Here is a 16886-nt window from a genome sequence, read left to right as displayed (position 1 = left end):
GACCGTGACCGTGGCGGGGACCGTGGTGGCCGCCCGTCGTACGGCGACCGCCCGTCCGGTGGTGGGTACCGCAGCGGTGGCGACCGTCCCTCCGGTGGTGGTTACCGCAGCGGCGGCGACCGTGGTGGCCGTCCGTCCTACGGCGACCGTGACCGTGGCGGCGACCGCGGCGGCCGGTTCGAGGGCCGTCGTGACGACCGCCGTGACGGCGGTGGCTACGACGACCGCCGGGGCAACTACGAGCCGGTCAAGCGTCTGCCGATCCCGGACGACGTCACGGGCTTCGAGATCGACGCGGACGTGCGTCAGGACCTGAAGAGCCTGCCGAAGACGCTGGCCGACGACGTCGCCCGCAACCTGGTGATGGTCGCCCGCCTGCTGGACACCGAGCCGGAGGAGGCCTACAACTACTCGCGGGTCGCCCTGCGGCTGGCGTCGCGGGTCGCGTCGGTGCGGGAGGCGGCCGGGTTCGCCTCGTACATGACGCAGCGTTACGCGGAGGCGCTGACCGAGTTCCGTGCCGCGCGCCGGATGACCGGCCGGGCGGACCTGTGGCCGGTGATGGCGGACTGCGAGCGTGGTCTGGGCCGTCCGGAGCGGGCGCTGGCGATGGCCGGTGAGCCCGAGGTGAAGCAGCTGGACAAGGCCGGCCAGGTCGAGATGCGTCTGGTCGCGGCGGGTGCCCGCAGCGACATGGAGCAGTTCGACGCCGCCGTGGTGACCCTGCAGAGCCCGGAGCTGGCCTCCAACGCCGTCCACCCGTGGACCGCGCGGCTGCGTTACGCCTACGCCGAGGCGCTGATCGCGGCCGGGCGCGCCGACGAGGCCCGCGACTGGTTCGCGAAGGCGGCCGACGCGGACACCGACGGTGCGACCAACGCGTCCGAGCGGCTGGCGGAGATCGACGGCCTGGAGTTCGTGGACACCCTCGACCCGGAGCTGGCCGACGAGGAGCAGGACGGCGCTCCGGCGGCCGAGCCGCGGGCCAAGTCGATCGCTCCGGACGAGATCGGCGACGACCGGGTGATCTACGAGGACGAGGAAGACGTCGACGAGTACTACGACGAGGACGACCTCGAGATCGACGAGGACGGCGACGCGGACGAGGACGACGACCGGGCCCGCCCCGCGCGCGCCGAGGACGACGACCGCCGCTGAGGCCCACCGGGGCCCGGCGGGCCCCGGACGCCTCTGCTGATGCCGAAGGCCCCCACCGCACGCGGTGGGGGCCTTCGGCGTCTTCTCAGCCCAGTTCCAGGCTCCGCAGGACCAGCCCGGTGGCCGGCTTCGGGCCGAAGGAGGTGGACTTGCGGGGCATGGTGACGCCCTGCTCGGCCAGGCGGCGCACCACGCGCTCCTCCACGGGGTGCAGCAGGACGGCCGTGCCGCCGCAGCGGGCGGCCTCCCGCTCGGCGCCCTCGGGGGAGTGCAGGTAGCCGATGTCGTCGGGGCCGTCCGGGATCCGCCAGGTGTGGTCGAGCAGGGTGGCGTGCAGGACGGTGGCGTCGAGGTGCCGCCACTCCTCCGGGCGGTCGGTGCGCACGGTCCGGGCCAGCAGGGCCTCGTCCGGTTCGCCGGCCAGCCAGAAGGTGCCGTCGCCGCCGGTCAGCAGGAAGGCGTTGCCGCCGTGGCGCTTGGCGTCACCCAGGGCGTCCAGGGCGCTGTGCAGGGGCCCCGGCACCTCCTTGACCTGCCAGTGGTCGGCGAGGGCGGCCAGCGCGTCGGCGACCGGGAGCCGGTAGAGCACCCGGTGGATGGCGCGGACCCGCAGCGGGTAGCGGGCGGTGTCGACCAGCAGCACCATCCCGCGGTCCCACGGGCTGCGCGGGAGGTGGCGGTGTTCGCGCTGCAGGCGCAGGTACATCTCCCAGCGGTGGTGACCGTCGGCGATCAGCGCCCGGCAGGTGCTCAGGTCGCGGGTGACGGCGGCCAGGTCGACCGGGGAGGTGACGGCCCACAGGCGGTGGTCGGTGCCGTCGGAGGTGGTGGTGGACAGCAGCGGCTCGCCCTGGACGGTGCGCTCGACCACCTCGGCGGCGCCGCCGTTGCCCCGGTAGGTGAGGAGCAGCGGTTCGAGGTTGGCCTTGGTGGTGCGCATCAGGCCGACCCGGTCGGCCACCGGCCGGGGCATCACGTCCTCGTGCGGGAGCACCACGCCGGCCTCCCGGCCGCTGACCGCGAGCGCGCCGATCAGGCCGCGCTGCAGGACGCCGCCGCCGGGGGTGCCGGGCTCGTGGGTGCGCTGCTCGTAGACGTACACGGCCGGGAACGGGTCGGCGGCCAGGACGCCCTCGCGCTGCCACTCGGTGAGCAGCCGGGCCGCGTGGCGGTAGCGGGTGTCGCGGTCGGGGCGGTCGCCGCTGTCGTCGGGCTCGGGGCGGGGGAGGATCAGCCGGACGATGTTGTGGGGGTCGCCGGTCTCCAGGTCGAGGCGCCGGTTGGGGTCGACGACGTCGTAGGGCGGCGAGGTGACGGCGGCCAGCGTGCCGACCCGGTCGGGGACGTAGCGCAGGCCGCGGAAGGGGGACAGGGAGAGGCCTGCGGTGGCGACGTGCCCGGGGTCCCCGGGGCCGCCGGACGCGGGGTCTGCGCCGCTTTCGGCACTGGGTGCACTCATTGGGGGCATGTTAGTCGGGGTATGGGTGTTGAGTGATCAGTTGAGTGATCAAAAGTGCCCGGTGCCGTCCCGCCGGACCAGGGCCGGCCGGGTGGTGGCCGGGCGTGGCCGGGGCCGCACCGGGTTCGGATCGGGTTCGGGCTGGGGTTGCGGGAGCGAGGTACGGCATGAATGGCGGGCACGAGCGGCCTACCGGTGACGGCGTGGACGGGGACCGGGGAGGTCCGGCCGCGGGGGAGCCGGAGGGCGAGGTCTACGACTGGTTCCGGCGTGGTGTGCGGCTGCTGGACGAGCGGCACCCGGCGGCGGCCGCGCAGCTGCTGTCGCGGGCGGCCGGGTACGAGCCGCAGTCGCACAGTATCCGGGAGGCGCTGGCGCGGGCGCAGTTCGACGCGGGTGCGTACCGGGAGGCGTTGGAGAACTTCCGGGCGGTGGCGCTGGCCGATCCGTCCGACGACTACGCTCAGTTCGGTTGGGGCGTCGCCGCGGCCCGGCTGGGCGACTTCGAGACCTCGGCCGAGCACCTGGCGCTGGCGGTCGCGATGCGGCCGGACAACGCGCACTACCGCGCGGCGCTCCGGCAGTCCAGGGCCACACTGGCGGCCCGGGCGGGCGCGTACGGGCCGTTGCAGCCCGGTGCGCCGGGGTATCTGGCGCCGCCGGAGCCCGACGGGCCGGGCGCCTGACCTGTACGGAACCGAACTCGAGCTGGGAGAGCACGCATGACCGGTACGGCTGTCGGCACCGCGCGGACCGCACCGGGCGGCAGTGACCGCCCGCTGACCGAGGCGTACGACGTCGCGCTGCTCGATCTGGACGGTGTGGTCTACGCGGGTCCGCACGCGATCGAGCACGCGGTGGATTCGCTGGCGGCCGCCCGGGAGTCCGGGATGCGGCTGGCGTATGTCACCAACAACGCCTCGCGGCCGCCCCGGGTGGTCGCCGAGCACCTGACCGAGCTGGGCGCCCCTGCGGAGGCCGGGGACGTGATCAACTCTGCCCAGGCGGCCGCCCGGCTGATCGCGGACAAGGTGCCGGCCGGGTCGAAGGTGCTGGTGGTGGGCGGTGCCGGGCTGGTCGAGGCGCTGGCCGAGCACGGGCTGGTGGCGGTCGGCTCGCTCGACGAGCAGCCGCTCGCGGTGGTGCAGGGCTACGACCCGTCGGTGGGCTGGCACCAGCTGGCCGAGGCCTCGTACGCGGTGGCGGCGGGGCTGCCCTGGGTGGCGTCCAACACCGACCTGACGGTGCCGACCGCGCGCGGTATCGCGCCCGGCAACGGCACCCTGGTGGCCGCCGTCCGGACCGCCACCGGGGTGGAGCCGGAGGTCGCGGGCAAGCCGCTGCCGCCGATGCACCGGGAGACGGTGCTGCGGACCGGCGCCAAGCGTCCGCTGGTGGTCGGTGACCGGCTGGACACCGACATCGAGGGCGCCTACAACGGCGGGGTGGACAGCCTGCTGGTGTTCACCGGTGTCACCACCCCGGCCCAGCTGCTCGCGGCGGAGCCGAAGTACCGGCCCACCTACCTGGCGGCCGACCTGCGGGGCCTGCTGACCGCGCACCCCGCCGTGGCCGGGCAGCCCGACGGCAGCCACAGTTGCGGCGGCTGGACCGCCCGTGCGGCGGACGGCGCGCTGCTGCTGACCGGCTCCGGGGAGGACCGGTACGACGGTCTGCGGGCGCTGTGCGGTGCGGCCTGGGCGGCGCTGGACCGGGACGGTGCGCCTGCGGACGGCCGGAAGGCGCTGGCCGAGCTGGGCTTCTGAGGCCCGGCGGGGGGCGGTGGGTGGCGGTCCCCGGGGTCTGCCGCGCCGTGCCTGCTGTCGTCGTCCTCGTCGTTGCCGCTCGTTGACGGCCGATCATCGGTTCTGCCAGGTTGGAGCGGACCAACGAGGGGGAGCCATGCCGCACACCGTACTGACCAAGGGTGGAAACGCCCCGCTGCCCGGGACGACGGTGACGGTGACGGTCGGCGCGACCGGGGTGCCGGTGGACGTCTCGGCGCTGCTGGTGAGCGCGGCCGGGAAGGTCCGGGAGGACCTGGACCTGGTGTTCTTCAACAACCCTTCCCGGGACGGGGTGTCCGTGGCCGGGCAGGTCGTCACGGTCGAGCCGGGCGCGGTGCCGGCCGGGGTCGAGTCGGTGGTCGTGGTGGCCAGCGTGGACGTCGACCGGCCGGGCGTGGTGTTCGACGCTGCCGGGACGCCGCGGGTGACGCTGGCCGGTGCCGGGACGACGGTGGAGTTCGTGCCACCGGCGCTGACCGGCGGGGAGACCATCGTCGTCCTGGTCGAGCTGTACCGGCGCGGCGGCGGCTGGAAGGTCCGGGCGGTCGGCCAGGGCTACGCCGGCGGTCTGGCGGCGCTGGCCACCGACTTCGGGGTGGACGTCGGGGAGCCGTCCGCGGCGGCTGCGGAGCACGTCCCGCAGCATGTTCCGCCGGTGCCGCCCGCTGTGCCCGTGGCGCCGGTGGCGCCTGCGGCCGCTGTGCCGCCGCCCGGGTACGGGCAGCAGCCGCCCGCCTACCCGCCGCCGGGGCAGCCGGCACCGGGACAGCCCGTACCCGGGTACGCGCCGCCGGGGTACCCGCCGCAGCCGGGGTACGCCGCGCCGCCCGCGTACGGGCAGCCTGCGGCGTACGGGCAGCAGCCTCCTGCGTACGGGCAGCCCTCCGGGTACGGGCAGCCTGCGGCGTACGGGCAGCCGCCGGTGCAGCCGCCTGCGGCGCCGGTGCCGGCCGGGCCGACGCCCGCGATCAGCCTGGAGAAGGTGCGCTCGACCGCCCCCGCCCTGCTGCAGAAGTACCAGTCGGCCGGCGTCTCGCTGGCCAAGCGCGGGCTGGCGGGGTACCGGATCGCGGTGTACCTGGTGCTCGACTACTCGATGAGCATGCGGGGCTACTACGAGGACGGCAGCGTGCAGCACCTCGCCGAGCAGGTGCTGAGCCTGGCGGCGCACCTGGACGACGACGGCAGCGTGCCGCTGGTGCTGTTCTCCAACAAGGTCGAGCTGGTCACCGACATCCAGCTGGCCGGTCACCACGGGCGTATCGACGAGGCCCGCCGCTCGGTCCGGATGGGCGGGACCAGCTACGCGCCGGCGATGCAGGCGGTGATCGACCTCCACCAGCGCCGCGGCGGCGGCATCCCGGCGCTGGCGATCTTCCAGACCGACGGGGACCCGTACGACCGGAAGGCCACCCAGAAGCTGATGCAGTCGGCCTCCTCGCTGCCGCTGTTCTGGCAGTTCGTCGGCTTCGGCGAGCGCGAGGACCTGACCTTCCTGGCGGGCCTGGACGACCTGAAGGACCGGGTGATCGACAACGCCGACTTCGTCGCCGTCGGCCCGCAGCCCCGGGCCTGGCACGACGAGGCGCTGTACGACGCGCTGATGGCGGAGTTCCCGCGCTGGCTGGCGGAGGCGCGGGCCCGCGGCATCGTCCGCTAGGACGCGTCTCGCCTTTCCCGCCGGGCGCGCGGTGCCCCCGGCCTCCGGCCGGGAGATGCCCCCTGCTGGACGTACCGGCGGGGCGTCCAGTGCCGCGCGCCGCTCCGACGTGAGGGGTGGGACCAATCCTGGCGCCCGGACGCCGGCCGGGGTCAGAGCAGGGTGCGCAGGCGCAGCAGGTCGCGGAGACCGGCTTCGAGCTTGACCCGGCCGGAGGCCCAGGCGGAGGCGAACGGGAGCCGGCCCCCGACCATCGCCACCAGGTCGTCGCCGGACATCGTGAGCCGGATCTCGGCCTTGTCGGCGGGGGCGCCGGGGGCGCTGGTGATGTCCTGGATCCGGCCGTCCCGCAGGCGGCCGGAGAACGTCAGGTCGAGGTCGGTGATCCAGCAGCTCAGCGAGCGGTCGAGCTCGGCGGCCTTGCGGACGCCGCCCTCGGCGCGGGACATGTTCCGGCTGAGCTGCTCCAGGGCCTCGCGGCACTCCTCGATGCTGGCCATGGTGGTGGGCTGCTCCCTCGGCTGATGATCGGGCTGGTGATCCGGCCGGTGATCGGCGGCGTTCCACGCTATCGCAGCGGCCGGTCGGCCGATCGGCCCCGCAGCCGGGACGAACGTGCAGCGGGCCGGGGGCACGACGGGGTAGCGTCGGTGGAGGCGGCGGGCCTCCGAGGGCCCGACGGGCCTCGGTTCGGGCCGCCGCGGAGCTGGGCGCCGTCGGGCGCCGGAGGAGGCGGGCGGATGCTGCGGGATGCGGTGCGGGGCGCGGTGGCGGTCGCCACGGTGCTGGCCGAGGAGACCGGGAAGCGGGTGCTGACCACGGCGACCGGCCTGCTGGGGCGCGGTGGTGTCGATGTGTCGGCGGTGGAGCGTCTGATCGCCGAGCAGTTCCCGCCGTCCGGGCGGTCCCTGCAGACCCTCGCCGGGGAGGCGGTGACGGCCGGCCTGGCCGGCGTCGACCTGGCCGTCGGGGTGGCCCGTAGCGAGGTGGAGCGGGTCTTCGAGCGGGTCGGCGACCAGGTGATGAAGGTCGGTGTGGTGCTGAGCTTCCTGGAGAGCCAGCTCCGCGAAGGCAAGGACGAGGAGTCGGCCGAGGCGCCCGAGGGCGGTGGTGCCGGGTCGGACGGGTCGCCGTCGGCGAGGCCGGCCGCGCGCGCCGAGGGGCTGTTCGGGGCGGGGTGGGACGACGAGGAGTGGACCGCTCCGGCCGAGCCGGTGCCGGCGGACGCCTGGGCGGTGCCGGACGACGGGCCGCAGGACGGTCCGGAGCCGGTTCCCGGTGAGGCGTGGGCCGAGCCGGACCCGGAGGCCCCGCGGCCGGGGCCCGTGGACGGCGCGGCCGGTGCGCCGACCGCGCGGAAGCCGTCCGCGGGGAAGCCGGGCGTACGGAAGGCGGCCGCCGAGGGCGTGCCGGCCGAGGGGGCGCCCGCGAAGCCCGTACCCGCGAAGCCCGCGCCCGCGAAGGCCGCCAAGAAGGCGGTGGCGAAGGACGCCGCGGCGAAGAAGGCACCGGCGAAGAAGCCACCGGCCGCCGCCGGGAAGGGCGAGCCGGCGAAGCGCGGCGCGGCGGATCAGCCCGGCGCGCCGAAGCCGCCCGGTGCCGCGAAGAAGACGGGTGCCGCGAAGAAGACCGTGACCCGTAAGGCGACCGCTGCGGCGGGTGGCGCCGAGCCGAGGGCGCAGGCCGCCCGGAAGGCCGGGGCGAAGAAGACCGTGGTCCGCCGGGCGGTGTCCAAGCCCGAGCCGGGGCAGGGTTCCGATGACTGAGCACGTGGTCGAGCAGCAGGCCGGGCCGGGGCCGGCGCTGGTCGAGGTGCCGGTGGGCCCGACCGGGCACCCGGCGGTGGACGAGGCGCTCGGCCGGCTGGAGGCGCTGGACGGGGTGGGGACCGAGGCACACGTCGCGGTGTACGAAGATGTTCACCAGCGGCTGACGGACACCCTGGCCGCCCTCGACCGCGAGCAGCGGTGAGCCGGACGCGCGGCGATGAGCAGCACGTGAGCAGCAGTAGGAGCTGAAGCACCAGTGGCAGTGGCACGACGCCGACTCGACGCGGAGCTGGTCCGCCGCAAGCTGGCCCGTTCGCGGGAGCACGCGAGTGAGCTGATCGCGGCCGGGCGGGTGACGGTCGGCGGCACCACGGCGACCAAGCCGGCCACCCAGGTGGAGACCGGGGCCGCGGTCGTGGTGGCCAAGGACGACGCCGACCCCGACTACGTCTCGCGCGGTGGCCACAAGCTGGCCGGTGCGTTCGCGGCCTTCGTGCCGCAGGGGCTGGTGGTCGAGGGCCGCCGGGCGCTGGACGCCGGTGCCTCGACGGGCGGGTTCACCGATGTGCTGCTGCGGGCGGGTGCAGCGCACGTGCTGGCGGTGGACGTGGGCTACGGGCAGCTGGCGTGGTCGCTGCAGAGCGACGAGCGGGTCACCGTGATGGACCGCACCAATGTGCGGGAGCTGGGCGTCGAGCTGATCGGCGGCGAGCCGGTGGACCTGGTGGTGGGCGATCTGTCGTTCATCTCGCTGGGGCTGGTGCTGCCGGCGCTGGCGTCCTGCTGCGCGCCGGACGCGGACCTGGTGCTGATGGTGAAGCCGCAGTTCGAGATCGGCAAGGAGCGCCTCGGCAGCGGCGGGGTGGTGCGCAGCCCGGAGCTGCGGGCGGAGATGATCCGTCAGGTGGCGGGCCACGCCTGGGAGTCGGGGCTCGGGGTGCGTGCGGTGACGGCCAGCCCGCTGCCGGGTCCGTCGGGTAACGTCGAGTACTTCCTGTGGCTTCGCAGGGGCGCGCCGCAGCTGGATCCGGCCGAGGCGGACCGGGCCGTCGCGGAGGGCCCCCGGTAGGGTGCTCGGCAGACGTCCGCACGCCGCGCGGCGCCGTGCGGCCGGAACCGGGTCAAGGGCGAGCCGGGCTGACGTGAGGGAGAGGGCAGCGACATGAGTGGCGGACGTACGGTCTTCCTGATCGCGCACACCGGGCGGGAGGCCGCTCTGCGCAGTGTCGAGGGGCTGGTCCACGGGCTGCTGAAGGCCGGGATCAGAATCCGGCTGCTCGCCTCGGAGGCGGTCGACCTCGATCTTCCGGAGGGTGTCGAGCGGGTGACCGGGGGGCTGGGCGCCGCGGCGGGCTGCGAGCTGGTCCTGGTGGCCGGCGGTGACGGCACGCTGCTGCGCGGGGCCGAGCTGGCCCGGGAGTCGGGGCTGCCGATGCTGGGCATCAACCTGGGCCGGGTGGGGTTCCTCGCGGAGGCCGAGCGGGACGACCTGGCGGTGGTGGTCGACCGGGTGGTGGACGCCGACTACGAGGTCGAGGAGCGGATGACCATCGATGTCCTGGTGCGGACCAACGGCGATGTGGTGCACGAGGACTGGGCGCTGAACGAGGCGTCGATCGAGAAGGCGGCGCGGGAGCGGATGCTGGAGGTGGTCACCGAGGTGGACGGCCGTCCGGTGTCCAACTTCGGCTGTGACGGGGTGGTGTGTGCGACGCCGACCGGGTCGACGGCGTACGCGTTCTCGGGGGGCGGGCCGGTGGTGTGGCCGGAGGTGGAGGCGCTGCTGATGGTGCCGATCAGCGCCCATGCGCTGTTCGCGCGGCCGCTGGTGACCTCGCCCGACTCGGTGCTGGCGGTGGAGGTGCAGCCTAAGACCCCGCACGGGGTGCTGTGGTGCGACGGCCGCCGTTCGGTGGAGCTGCCGGCGGGGGCCCGGGTGGAGGTCCGCAAGGGGCGGATCCCGGTCCGGCTGGCGCGGCTGCACCGGGCGCCGTTCACCAATCGGCTGGTCGCCAAGTTCGCTCTGCCGGTGACGGGTTGGCGGGGGCGCGCGCAGACCCCGTGAGTACGGAAGGCGGCCTGACGGTGCGTCGGGCCGCCTGGTCGGGGGCGTGGGTGCGGGACCGGTTCAGGCGGCCGACGGGGTGCTATCGCTGCCGGCCCCGAGTCCGCCGCGGGCTGCCCGGTCCGCCGCCTCGGCGAGCCGGTCGACGGCCTCCGGTGCGGCGGCGGGCGGGACGGTGAGCGGGATCCGCAGGTAGTTCTCGAAGGCGCCGTCCACGCCGAACCTGGCCCCGGCGGCGAGCCGGACGCCGGTCTGTTCGCCGGCCCGGGCGAGGGCGCTGCCGGACACCCCGTCGGTGGCCAGCCACAGGGCGAGGCCGCCCGGGGGCATCGCGAACCGCCAGCGGGGCAGCCGCCGTCGCAGTTCGGCGGCGAGCGCCTCGGCGCTGCCGCGCAGCCGCCGGTGCTGGTGGGCGCGGACGGCGGCGAGCGGCTCGCCGAGCAGTTCGGCGGCGATCAGCTGGTCGAGCACCGGGGTGCCGATGTCGCTGAACGCCCGCTCGGTGGCCAGCTGGCGTACCAGTGCGGGGGCGGCGCGCAGCCAGCCGATCCGCAGCCCGCCCCAGAGCAGTTTCCCGGCGGAGCCGACGGTCACCACCTGGGCCGAGCGGTCGAGTGCGGCGAGTGGCCGGGGGAGCGCGGACTGCGGTGTGCCCCAGCCGAGTTCGGCGGGTGTCTCGTCGACCAGCAGGACGGTGCCGGCGGCTCGGGCGTGGCCGAGCAGGGCGCGTCGCTGCTCCTCGTCGACGAGTGCGCCGGTGGGGTTGTGGAAGTCGGGGATGACGTACGCGATCCGGGGTGCGGCGCCGCGCAGGACGCGCTGCCACTCGTCGAGGTCCCAGCTCGCCGGGGTGTCGGGGCCGTCGGGCCGGGCGAGGGCGACCGGTACCAGGCGGGCGCCGTTGCGGCGCAGTGACTGCAGGCTGTGCGCGTAGCTGGGGGCGTCGACGGCGGCGCGGTCGCCGCGGGTGAGCAGGGCGCGCTGGGCGAGGTGGAGGGCGCCCATCGCGCCGGTGGTGATCAGGATCTGGTCCGGGACGGTCGGCAGGCCGCGTTCGGTGTAGCGGCGGGCGACGGCCTCGCGCAGGACCGGGACGCCGGTGGGGTAGTGGCCGTGGCCGGCGGCGTAGGCGGGCAGCTGGTCGAGGGCGCGGGCGGCGGCCTCGCCGAGGAAGGGCTGCGGTGCGGGCAGCGCGGCGACGCCCAGGTCGACCACGGTGCCGCGCTGGTCGGGCTGGACGGGGTGGAGGGCGTCGACGGGCGGCCGGGCGCCTTCGGGCAGGGCGGTCCAGCTGCCGGCGCCGCGGCGGCTGCGCAGGTAGCCCTCGGCGCGCAGGGTCTCGTAGGCGGTGGCGACGGTGGTCCGGCTGAGGGAGAGCTCGGCGGCCAGTTCGCGTTCGGCGGGCAGCCGGGCGCCGACCGGCAGCCGGCCCTCGGTGACCAGGGTGCGGACCTGGCCGGCCAGGGTCCGGTACGCGGGGCGGCGGCCGGGCACCTCGGGCAGTGAGGTGGTGCGCAGCAGTCGGGCCAGCGCGGGTGGAGTGACGGTGCTGTGCCACTGGGTCATCGGTGTCACCGGTCCACTCTCTTCGAATTGGACCTGTTGTCGGTCCGATTGGACTTCCATCATGGGTCCGGTCCGAGTAATGCAGCAAGGGAGACCCGATGGCCGTCACCTACACCCCCGCCAGATTCGCCGACGCGCTCCCGCGGCGGCTCGTCCAGCTGCTGGCCGGGCTGGTGCTCTACGGGTCGAGCATGGCGCTGATGCTGCGCGCCTCGCTCGGCGGCAACCCCTGGGACGTGCTGCACCAGGGGCTGTCCCGGCACCTGGGGCTGAGCGTGGGGACCTGGGTGACGATCATGGGCGCGCTGGTGCTGCTGCTGTGGATACCGCTGCGGCAGCGGCCCGGTGTCGGCACGGTCGGCAACGTGCTGGTGCTCGGCATGGCGATGGACGTCACCCTCGGCCTGGTCACGCCGCCGGCCGGCTGGGCGGCCCGGATCCTGCTGCTGACCGCCGGCATCGTGCTGAACGGGCTGGCCACCGGCCTGTACATCGGTGCCCGGCTCGGTCCCGGGCCGCGGGACGGCCTGATGACCGGCCTGCACCGGCGCACCGGGCGTTCGCTGCGGCTGATCCGGACCGGGATCGAGCTGGTGGTGCTGGTGGCGGGCGTCCTGCTCGGCGGCACCTTCGGCGTCGGCACGATCGCGTACGCGCTGGCCATCGGCCCGCTGGCGCAGTTCTTCCTGCGCTGGTGCACGGTCCCGGCCGCGGCGGTGGCGGGAGCGCCCGAAGCCGCCCGGAAGGGATGAACTTGGGCATCGGGGGCCACCGCTCGTCGCGCGGTGTGGGCGGAACCTCGTAAGGTCGTCTCCGTGTTGGACGAGATGCGGATACGAGATCTTGGTGTCATCGACGACGCCGTGGTCGAACTGGCTCCGGGCTTCACCGCCGTGACGGGTGAGACCGGGGCGGGCAAGACCATGGTGGTGACCAGCCTCGGCCTGCTGCTCGGCGGCCGGGCCGACCCGGGGCTGGTGCGGCGCGGCGCCGACCGGGCCGTGGTGGAGGGCCGGATGACCCTGCCCGCCGACTCCCCGGTGCTGGCCCGCGCCCTGGAGGCCGGCGCCGAACTGGACGAGGGCGAACTGCTGGTCAGCCGGACCGTCTCCGCCGAGGGACGCTCCCGCGCCCACGTCGGCGGCCGGTCGGTGCCGGTCGGCCTGCTCGCCGAGCTCGGCGAGGACCTGGTCGCCGTGCACGGCCAGACCGACCAGCAGCGGCTGCTGCGCCCCTCCCGGCAGCGCGGCGCGCTCGACCGGTACGCGGGCGAGCACGTCGCCGAGCCGCTGGCCCGCTACCGCGAGGTCTACCGGCGGCTGCGCGAGGTCTCCGCGACCCTGGAGGAGCTGACCACCCGGGCCCGTGAGCGCGCCCAGGAGGCGGACCTGCTGCGCTTCGGCCTGGACGAGATCGCCGCCGCCGAGCCGCAGGCCGGCGAGGACGCCGAGCTGGCCGCCGAGTCCGAGCGGCTCGGCCACGCCGACGCGCTCTCCTCCGCGGCGACCCTCGCGCACGCCGCCCTGGCGGGCGACCCCTCCGACCCGGAGGGGGTGGACGCGGGCACCCTGGTCGCCCAGGCCCGCCGGGCCGTCGACGCGGTCCGCCACCACGACGAGCGCCTCGCCTCCCTCGCCGACCGGCTGAACGAGGCCGGCTACCTGCTCGCCGACGTGGCGGGCGACCTCGCCGGGTACGCGGACGACCTGGACGCCGACCCGGTCCGGCTGGCCGCGGTGGAGGACCGCCGGGCGGTCCTCGCCCAGCTGCTGCGCAAGTACGCCGGCCCCGAGGGCAGCCTCGCCGAGGTGCTGGAGTGGGCCGAGGCCGGTGCGGTGCGGCTGCTGGAGCTGGACGGCGACGACGAGCGGATCGACCAGCTGGGTGCGCAGGAGACCTCGCTGCGGGCCGAGTTGGGCGAGCTGGCGGCGGAGGTCTCGGCCGCCCGGCACGCCGCGGCCGACAAGTTCGCCGCCGCGGTCTCCGCCGAACTCGCCGAACTGGCCATGCCGCACGCCCGGGTGACCTTCGCGATCAGCCAGGTCGACGACCTGTCCGGGATCGAGGTCGGCGGCCGGACCGTCGCCTACGGCTCGCACGGCGTCGACGAGGTGGAGGTGCTGCTGGCCCCGCACCCCGGCGCCCAGCCCCGGCCGATCGCCAAGGGCGCGTCCGGCGGTGAGCTGTCCCGGGTGATGCTGGCCGTCGAGGTGGTCTTCGCCGGGGCGGACCCGGTGCCGACCTACCTGTTCGACGAGGTCGACGCCGGTGTCGGCGGCAAGGCCGCCGTCGAGATCGGTCGGCGGCTCGCCAAACTGGCGCGCAGCGCGCAGGTCGTGGTGGTCACCCACCTCCCGCAGGTCGCCGCGTTCGCCGACCGGCACCTGGTGGTGGAGAAGACCAACGACGGCACGGTGACCCGCAGCGGCGTCAAGTCGCTCACCGACGAGGAGCGGGTGCGCGAACTGTCGCGGATGCTGGCCGGTCTGGAGGACTCCGAGCTGGGCCGCGCCCACGCCGAGGAGCTGCTGGCCGCCGCCCGCGCCCCGCGCACCGGCTGACGTACCGACGCCACCCTCCCCGGCCCCGGTCACACCCCCGACCGCGGGCCGGGCCCCTGGACCGCCGGGCCCGTCGCCCATCCGCGACGCGCCCGCAGGTCCGGCCGACTGTCCAAGAACCCGCCCGACCTGGCATGGTGGCGGTCGGACATTGGCTTTCCAGTCCCGAGCGCCGATTCGCGGGCCAACCCCGGGCGGCGCGAGTCGAGTGATCGAGCCGGAGCGAAACGACGTGGACCATTCCGCCAGCCGGGGCACCCCAGCCGCCCAGGAATCGGGGCAGCTGCACGTGGTGCTCGTCCTTTCAGCCGGTACCGGGGGCATCGGGGCGCACGTCCGCTCGCTCGCCCAGGGACTGGTCGCCCACGGGGTCGGCGTCACGGTCTGCGGGCCGGCCGGCACCGACGAACTCTTCGGCTACACCAAGGCCGGCGCCCGCTTCCACCAGGTCGAGATCACCCCGACCGCGGGCGCCCGCAGCGACGCGGCCGCCATCGGTGAACTGCGGCGCGCCTTCACCGGTGCCGACGTGGTGCACGCCCACGGCATGCGGGCCGGCCTGCTCGCCGACCTGGCGCTGCGCACCGCCGGCCGCTTCCCGGGCCTTCGCCCGCAGACGCCGCTGGTGGTCACCTCGCACCACGCGATGCTCGCCACCGGCATGGAGCGCCGCCTGCAGCGGCTGATGGAGCGCCGGGTGGTGCGCGCCGCCGACCTGGTCCTCGGCGCCTCCTCCGACCTGGTCGCCCGGGCGCGTGAACTCGGCGCCACCGACGCCCGGCTGGGCCCGATCGCGGCCCCGCCGATCCCGCCCGGCGAACTGGACCGCCCCGAGGCCCGCGCCGCCCTGCTCGGCGACCGGGCGGACCGTCCGGTGGTGCTCGCGGTCGGCCGCCTGGTCCCGCAGAAGGCCTTCGGGCTGCTGCTGGACGCGGCCCGCCGGCTCACCTCCCCCGAACCGCTGGTGGTGATCGCGGGCGACGGCCCGGAGGCGCAGCCGCTGCGGGAGCGGATCGCCGCCGAACGGCTGCCGGCCGAGCTGCTCGGCTACCGCACCGACGTGCCCGATCTGCTGGCCGCGGCCGACCTGGTGGCGGTCAGCAGCCGGTGGGAGGCGCGGTCGCTGGTGGTGCAGGAGGCGATGCGGGCGGGGGTGCCGGTGGTGTCCACCGCGGTCGGCGGGATTCCCGAACTGGTCGGGGACGCGGCGGTGCTGGTGCCGTACGGCGACCCCGCGGCGCTCGCGCGGGCGCTCGACGGCCTCCTCGCCGAACCCGCCCGCCGCGCCGAACTCGCCGAGGCCGGCCGCCACCAGGCCGCCACCTGGCCCGACGAGGCCGCCACCGTGGCCCAGGTCCTCTCCACCTACGACGAACTCGTCCAGCGCCCCTGAGCCGCCCCTCCGGGGGTTCTGTCTTCAAGGGCGCGGAGGGTGCTTTCAGGGGCGCTGGGGGTCCCCCCGGCCGGAGGCTGGGGGCGGAACTGCGCGAGGGCGGGAGGTCGCGGGGCTGGCCCCGGGGTCGGAGGGTGGCCTTGCAGCGCCGTTGCCGTCTTCGAGGTGGGTGCCTTCCGCCCTCGCGCAGTTCCCCGCGCCCCTGAGGAACCCCCGCGCCCCTATGAACCGGGGGTTACTGCGGGGGTTGGGGGGAGGCGTAGGCGCCTGCGCAGGCGGTGAGGCGGAGGGCGGTGTCGATCAGGGGGACGTGGCTGAAGGCCTGGGGGAAGTTGCCGACCTGGCGCTTCTCGCTCGGGTCCCACTCCTCGGCCAGCAGCCCGAGGTCGTTGCGCAGCGCCAGCAGCTTGTCGAACAGCTCCCGCGCCTCGCCGACCCGGCCGATCATCGCCAGGTCGTCGGCGAGCCAGAACGAGCAGGCCAGGAACGCCCCTTCGTGCCCGGACAGCCCGTCGACGTTGTTGCCCTGGTCGTCGTGGGTGGGGTAGCGCAGGACGAAGCCGTCCTCGGTGGACAGCTCGCGCTGGATCGCCTCGATGGTGCCGATCACCCGCTTGTCGTCCGGCGGCAGGAAGCCGACCTGCGGGATGAGCAGCAGCGAGGCGTCCAGCTCCTGGCCGCCGTAGTACTGGGTGAAGGTGTTGCGTTCGGCGTCGTAGCCCTTCTCGCAGACCTCGCGGTGGATCTCCTCGCGCAGGGCGATCCAGCGCTCCAGCGGGCCCTCGGCGGGGCTCTGCTCGATCAGCTTGATGGTGCGGTCGACGGCGACCCAGGCCATCACCTTGGAGTGGACGAAGTGCCGGCGCGGTCCGCGGACCTCCCAGATGCCCTCGTCGGGCTCGCGCCAGTGCTGCTCCAGGTACGTGATCAGCTTCAGCTGGAGCTGGTGGGCGTGGTCGTTGCGGACCATGCCGGTCATGTGGCCGAGGTGGAGGGCCTCGACGACCTCGCCGTAGACGTCGAGCTGGAGCTGGCCGGCGGCGCCGTTGCCGACCCGGACGGGCTGGGAGTTCTCGTAGCCGGGGAGCCAGTCCAGTTCGGACTCGGTGAGTTCGCGTTCGCCCGCGATGCCGTACATGATCTGCAGGTTCTCGGGGTCGCCGGCCACCGCCCGCAGCAGCCACTCGCGCCAGGCGCGGGCCTCGTCGCGGTAGCCGGTGCGCAGCAGGGAGGAGAGGGTGATGGCGGCGTCGCGCAGCCAGGTGTAGCGGTAGTCCCAGTTGCGTTCGCCGCCGAGGTCCTCGGGCAGCGAGGTGGTGGGGGCGGCGACGATGCCGCCGGTGGGGGCGTAGGTGAGGCCCTTGAGGGTGATCAGGGAGCGGACCACGGCCTCCCGGTAGGGGCCCTGGTAGGTGCACTGGGAGACCCAGTCGCGCCAGAACCGCTCGGTGGCGGCGAGGGACTCCTC

Annotated in this window: 15 protein-coding genes; 11 read left to right on the top strand and 4 right to left on the bottom strand. The window is 75.2% G+C overall.

Features of this window, described 5'->3' with window-relative positions; translation table 11 throughout:
- The first annotated feature begins 255 nt into the window (after nt 1-255).
- The gene (locus AA75_RS37335; RefSeq protein ID WP_033824873.1) at nt 256-1158 is read left to right on the top strand and encodes a tetratricopeptide repeat protein; all 903 of its coding nucleotides are present in this window, start codon (nt 256-258) and stop codon (nt 1156-1158) included.
- A gap of 85 nt (nt 1159-1243) precedes the next feature.
- On the opposite strand, the gene AA75_RS37330 is transcribed toward AA75_RS37335, so the two are convergent.
- Nucleotides 1244-2617 (bottom strand): DUF1015 family protein, encoded by a 1374-nt coding sequence (locus tag AA75_RS37330; RefSeq protein ID WP_033824864.1) that lies wholly within the window; start codon nt 2615-2617, stop codon nt 1244-1246.
- Nucleotides 2618-2820: 203 nt separating this feature from the next.
- Between AA75_RS37330 and AA75_RS37325 the strand changes: the two genes are divergently transcribed.
- The 3 genes from AA75_RS37325 (at nt 2821) to AA75_RS54190 (ending at nt 6064) form a co-directional block, all read left to right on the top strand.
- Nucleotides 2821-3303 (top strand): tetratricopeptide repeat protein, encoded by a 483-nt coding sequence (locus tag AA75_RS37325; protein WP_233289356.1) that lies wholly within the window; start codon nt 2821-2823, stop codon nt 3301-3303.
- Nucleotides 3304-3339: 36 nt separating this feature from the next.
- Nucleotides 3340-4383 carry an HAD-IIA family hydrolase gene (locus AA75_RS37320; RefSeq protein WP_033824862.1) on the top strand — a complete coding sequence of 348 codons (1044 nt, stop codon included), beginning with the start codon at nt 3340-3342 and terminating at the stop codon, nt 4381-4383.
- Nucleotides 4384-4519: 136 nt separating this feature from the next.
- A complete protein-coding gene (locus tag AA75_RS54190; RefSeq protein ID WP_082527119.1) occupies nt 4520-6064 on the top strand; it encodes a VWA domain-containing protein in 1545 nt (514 codons plus the stop codon).
- Nucleotides 6065-6216: 152 nt separating this feature from the next.
- On the opposite strand, the gene AA75_RS37310 is transcribed toward AA75_RS54190, so the two are convergent.
- Nucleotides 6217-6564 carry a sterol-binding protein gene (locus tag AA75_RS37310; protein WP_033824861.1) on the bottom strand — a complete coding sequence of 116 codons (348 nt, stop codon included), beginning with the start codon at nt 6562-6564 and terminating at the stop codon, nt 6217-6219.
- A gap of 240 nt (nt 6565-6804) precedes the next feature.
- On the opposite strand from AA75_RS37310, the gene AA75_RS48520 reads away from it, so the two are divergent.
- The 4 genes from AA75_RS48520 (at nt 6805) to AA75_RS37290 (ending at nt 9898) form a co-directional block, all read left to right on the top strand.
- Nucleotides 6805-7830, top strand: a complete 1026-nt coding sequence (locus AA75_RS48520) for a hypothetical protein (protein ID WP_051814093.1) — start codon at nt 6805-6807, stop codon at nt 7828-7830.
- Entirely contained in the window at nt 7823-8035 is a 213-nt protein-coding gene (locus AA75_RS37300; protein WP_051814092.1) for a hypothetical protein, read from the top strand. The genes AA75_RS48520 and AA75_RS37300 overlap by 8 nt, the downstream gene beginning before the upstream one ends.
- A 60-nt stretch (nt 8036-8095) precedes the next feature.
- Nucleotides 8096-8902, top strand: coding sequence for a TlyA family RNA methyltransferase (locus AA75_RS37295; protein ID WP_033824860.1), 807 nt, complete (start codon nt 8096-8098; stop codon nt 8900-8902).
- A gap of 93 nt (nt 8903-8995) precedes the next feature.
- Nucleotides 8996-9898 carry an NAD kinase gene (locus tag AA75_RS37290; RefSeq protein ID WP_033824859.1) on the top strand — a complete coding sequence of 301 codons (903 nt, stop codon included), beginning with the start codon at nt 8996-8998 and terminating at the stop codon, nt 9896-9898.
- Between the two features lie 63 nt (nt 9899-9961).
- Here the strand turns inward: AA75_RS37290 and AA75_RS37285 are convergent, their stop codons facing one another.
- Complete coding sequence (locus AA75_RS37285; RefSeq protein WP_033824858.1) at nt 9962-11464, bottom strand: PLP-dependent aminotransferase family protein; 1503 nt, start codon at nt 11462-11464, stop codon at nt 9962-9964.
- Nucleotides 11465-11562: 98 nt separating this feature from the next.
- Here AA75_RS37285 and AA75_RS37280 point away from each other — a divergent pair, with 98 nt between their 5' ends.
- From AA75_RS37280 to AA75_RS37270, 3 genes are all read left to right on the top strand, one after another.
- Complete coding sequence (locus AA75_RS37280) at nt 11563-12216, top strand: YitT family protein (RefSeq protein ID WP_051814091.1); 654 nt, start codon at nt 11563-11565, stop codon at nt 12214-12216.
- Nucleotides 12217-12291: 75 nt separating this feature from the next.
- Nucleotides 12292-14025, top strand: coding sequence for a DNA repair protein RecN (recN, locus tag AA75_RS37275; RefSeq protein ID WP_033824868.1), 1734 nt, complete (start codon nt 12292-12294; stop codon nt 14023-14025).
- A 232-nt stretch (nt 14026-14257) separates the two neighbouring features.
- A complete protein-coding gene (locus AA75_RS37270) occupies nt 14258-15418 on the top strand; it encodes a glycosyltransferase family 4 protein (protein ID WP_033824857.1) in 1161 nt (386 codons plus the stop codon).
- 235 nt (nt 15419-15653) lie between these two features.
- Here AA75_RS37270 and AA75_RS52890 read toward each other — a convergent pair.
- On the bottom strand, nt 15654-16886 hold a 1233-nt coding region (locus AA75_RS52890; protein WP_233289355.1), incomplete at its 5' end, for a glycoside hydrolase family 15 protein.

This window comes from Kitasatospora sp. MBT63 (genome assembly GCF_000710465.2).
Taxonomy (GTDB): Bacteria; Actinomycetota; Actinomycetes; order Streptomycetales; family Streptomycetaceae; genus Kitasatospora.
Note: the sequence above shows the minus strand (reverse complement) of the source record. Positions and strands in the feature narration are given on the sequence as shown.

What these genes read in the sequence shown, in the direction of transcription:
- AA75_RS37300 (WP_051814092.1), top strand. Translation starts at nt 7,823, where the DNA reads ATGACTGAGCACGTGGTCGAGCAGCAGGCCGGGCCGGGGCCGGCGCTG.
- recN (WP_033824868.1), top strand. Translation starts at nt 12,292, where the DNA reads ATGCGGATACGAGATCTTGGTGTCATCGACGACGCCGTGGTCGAACTG.
- AA75_RS37280 (WP_051814091.1), top strand. Translation starts at nt 11,563, where the DNA reads ATGGCCGTCACCTACACCCCCGCCAGATTCGCCGACGCGCTCCCGCGG.
- AA75_RS54190 (WP_082527119.1), top strand. Translation starts at nt 4,520, where the DNA reads ATGCCGCACACCGTACTGACCAAGGGTGGAAACGCCCCGCTGCCCGGG.
- AA75_RS37320 (WP_033824862.1), top strand. Translation starts at nt 3,340, where the DNA reads ATGACCGGTACGGCTGTCGGCACCGCGCGGACCGCACCGGGCGGCAGT.
- AA75_RS37290 (WP_033824859.1), top strand. Translation starts at nt 8,996, where the DNA reads ATGAGTGGCGGACGTACGGTCTTCCTGATCGCGCACACCGGGCGGGAG.
- AA75_RS37330 (WP_033824864.1), bottom strand. Translation starts at nt 2,617, where the DNA reads ATGAGTGCACCCAGTGCCGAAAGCGGCGCAGACCCCGCGTCCGGCGGC.
- AA75_RS48520 (WP_051814093.1), top strand. Translation starts at nt 6,805, where the DNA reads ATGCTGCGGGATGCGGTGCGGGGCGCGGTGGCGGTCGCCACGGTGCTG.
- AA75_RS37285 (WP_033824858.1), bottom strand. Translation starts at nt 11,464, where the DNA reads ATGACCCAGTGGCACAGCACCGTCACTCCACCCGCGCTGGCCCGACTG.
- AA75_RS37310 (WP_033824861.1), bottom strand. Translation starts at nt 6,564, where the DNA reads ATGGCCAGCATCGAGGAGTGCCGCGAGGCCCTGGAGCAGCTCAGCCGG.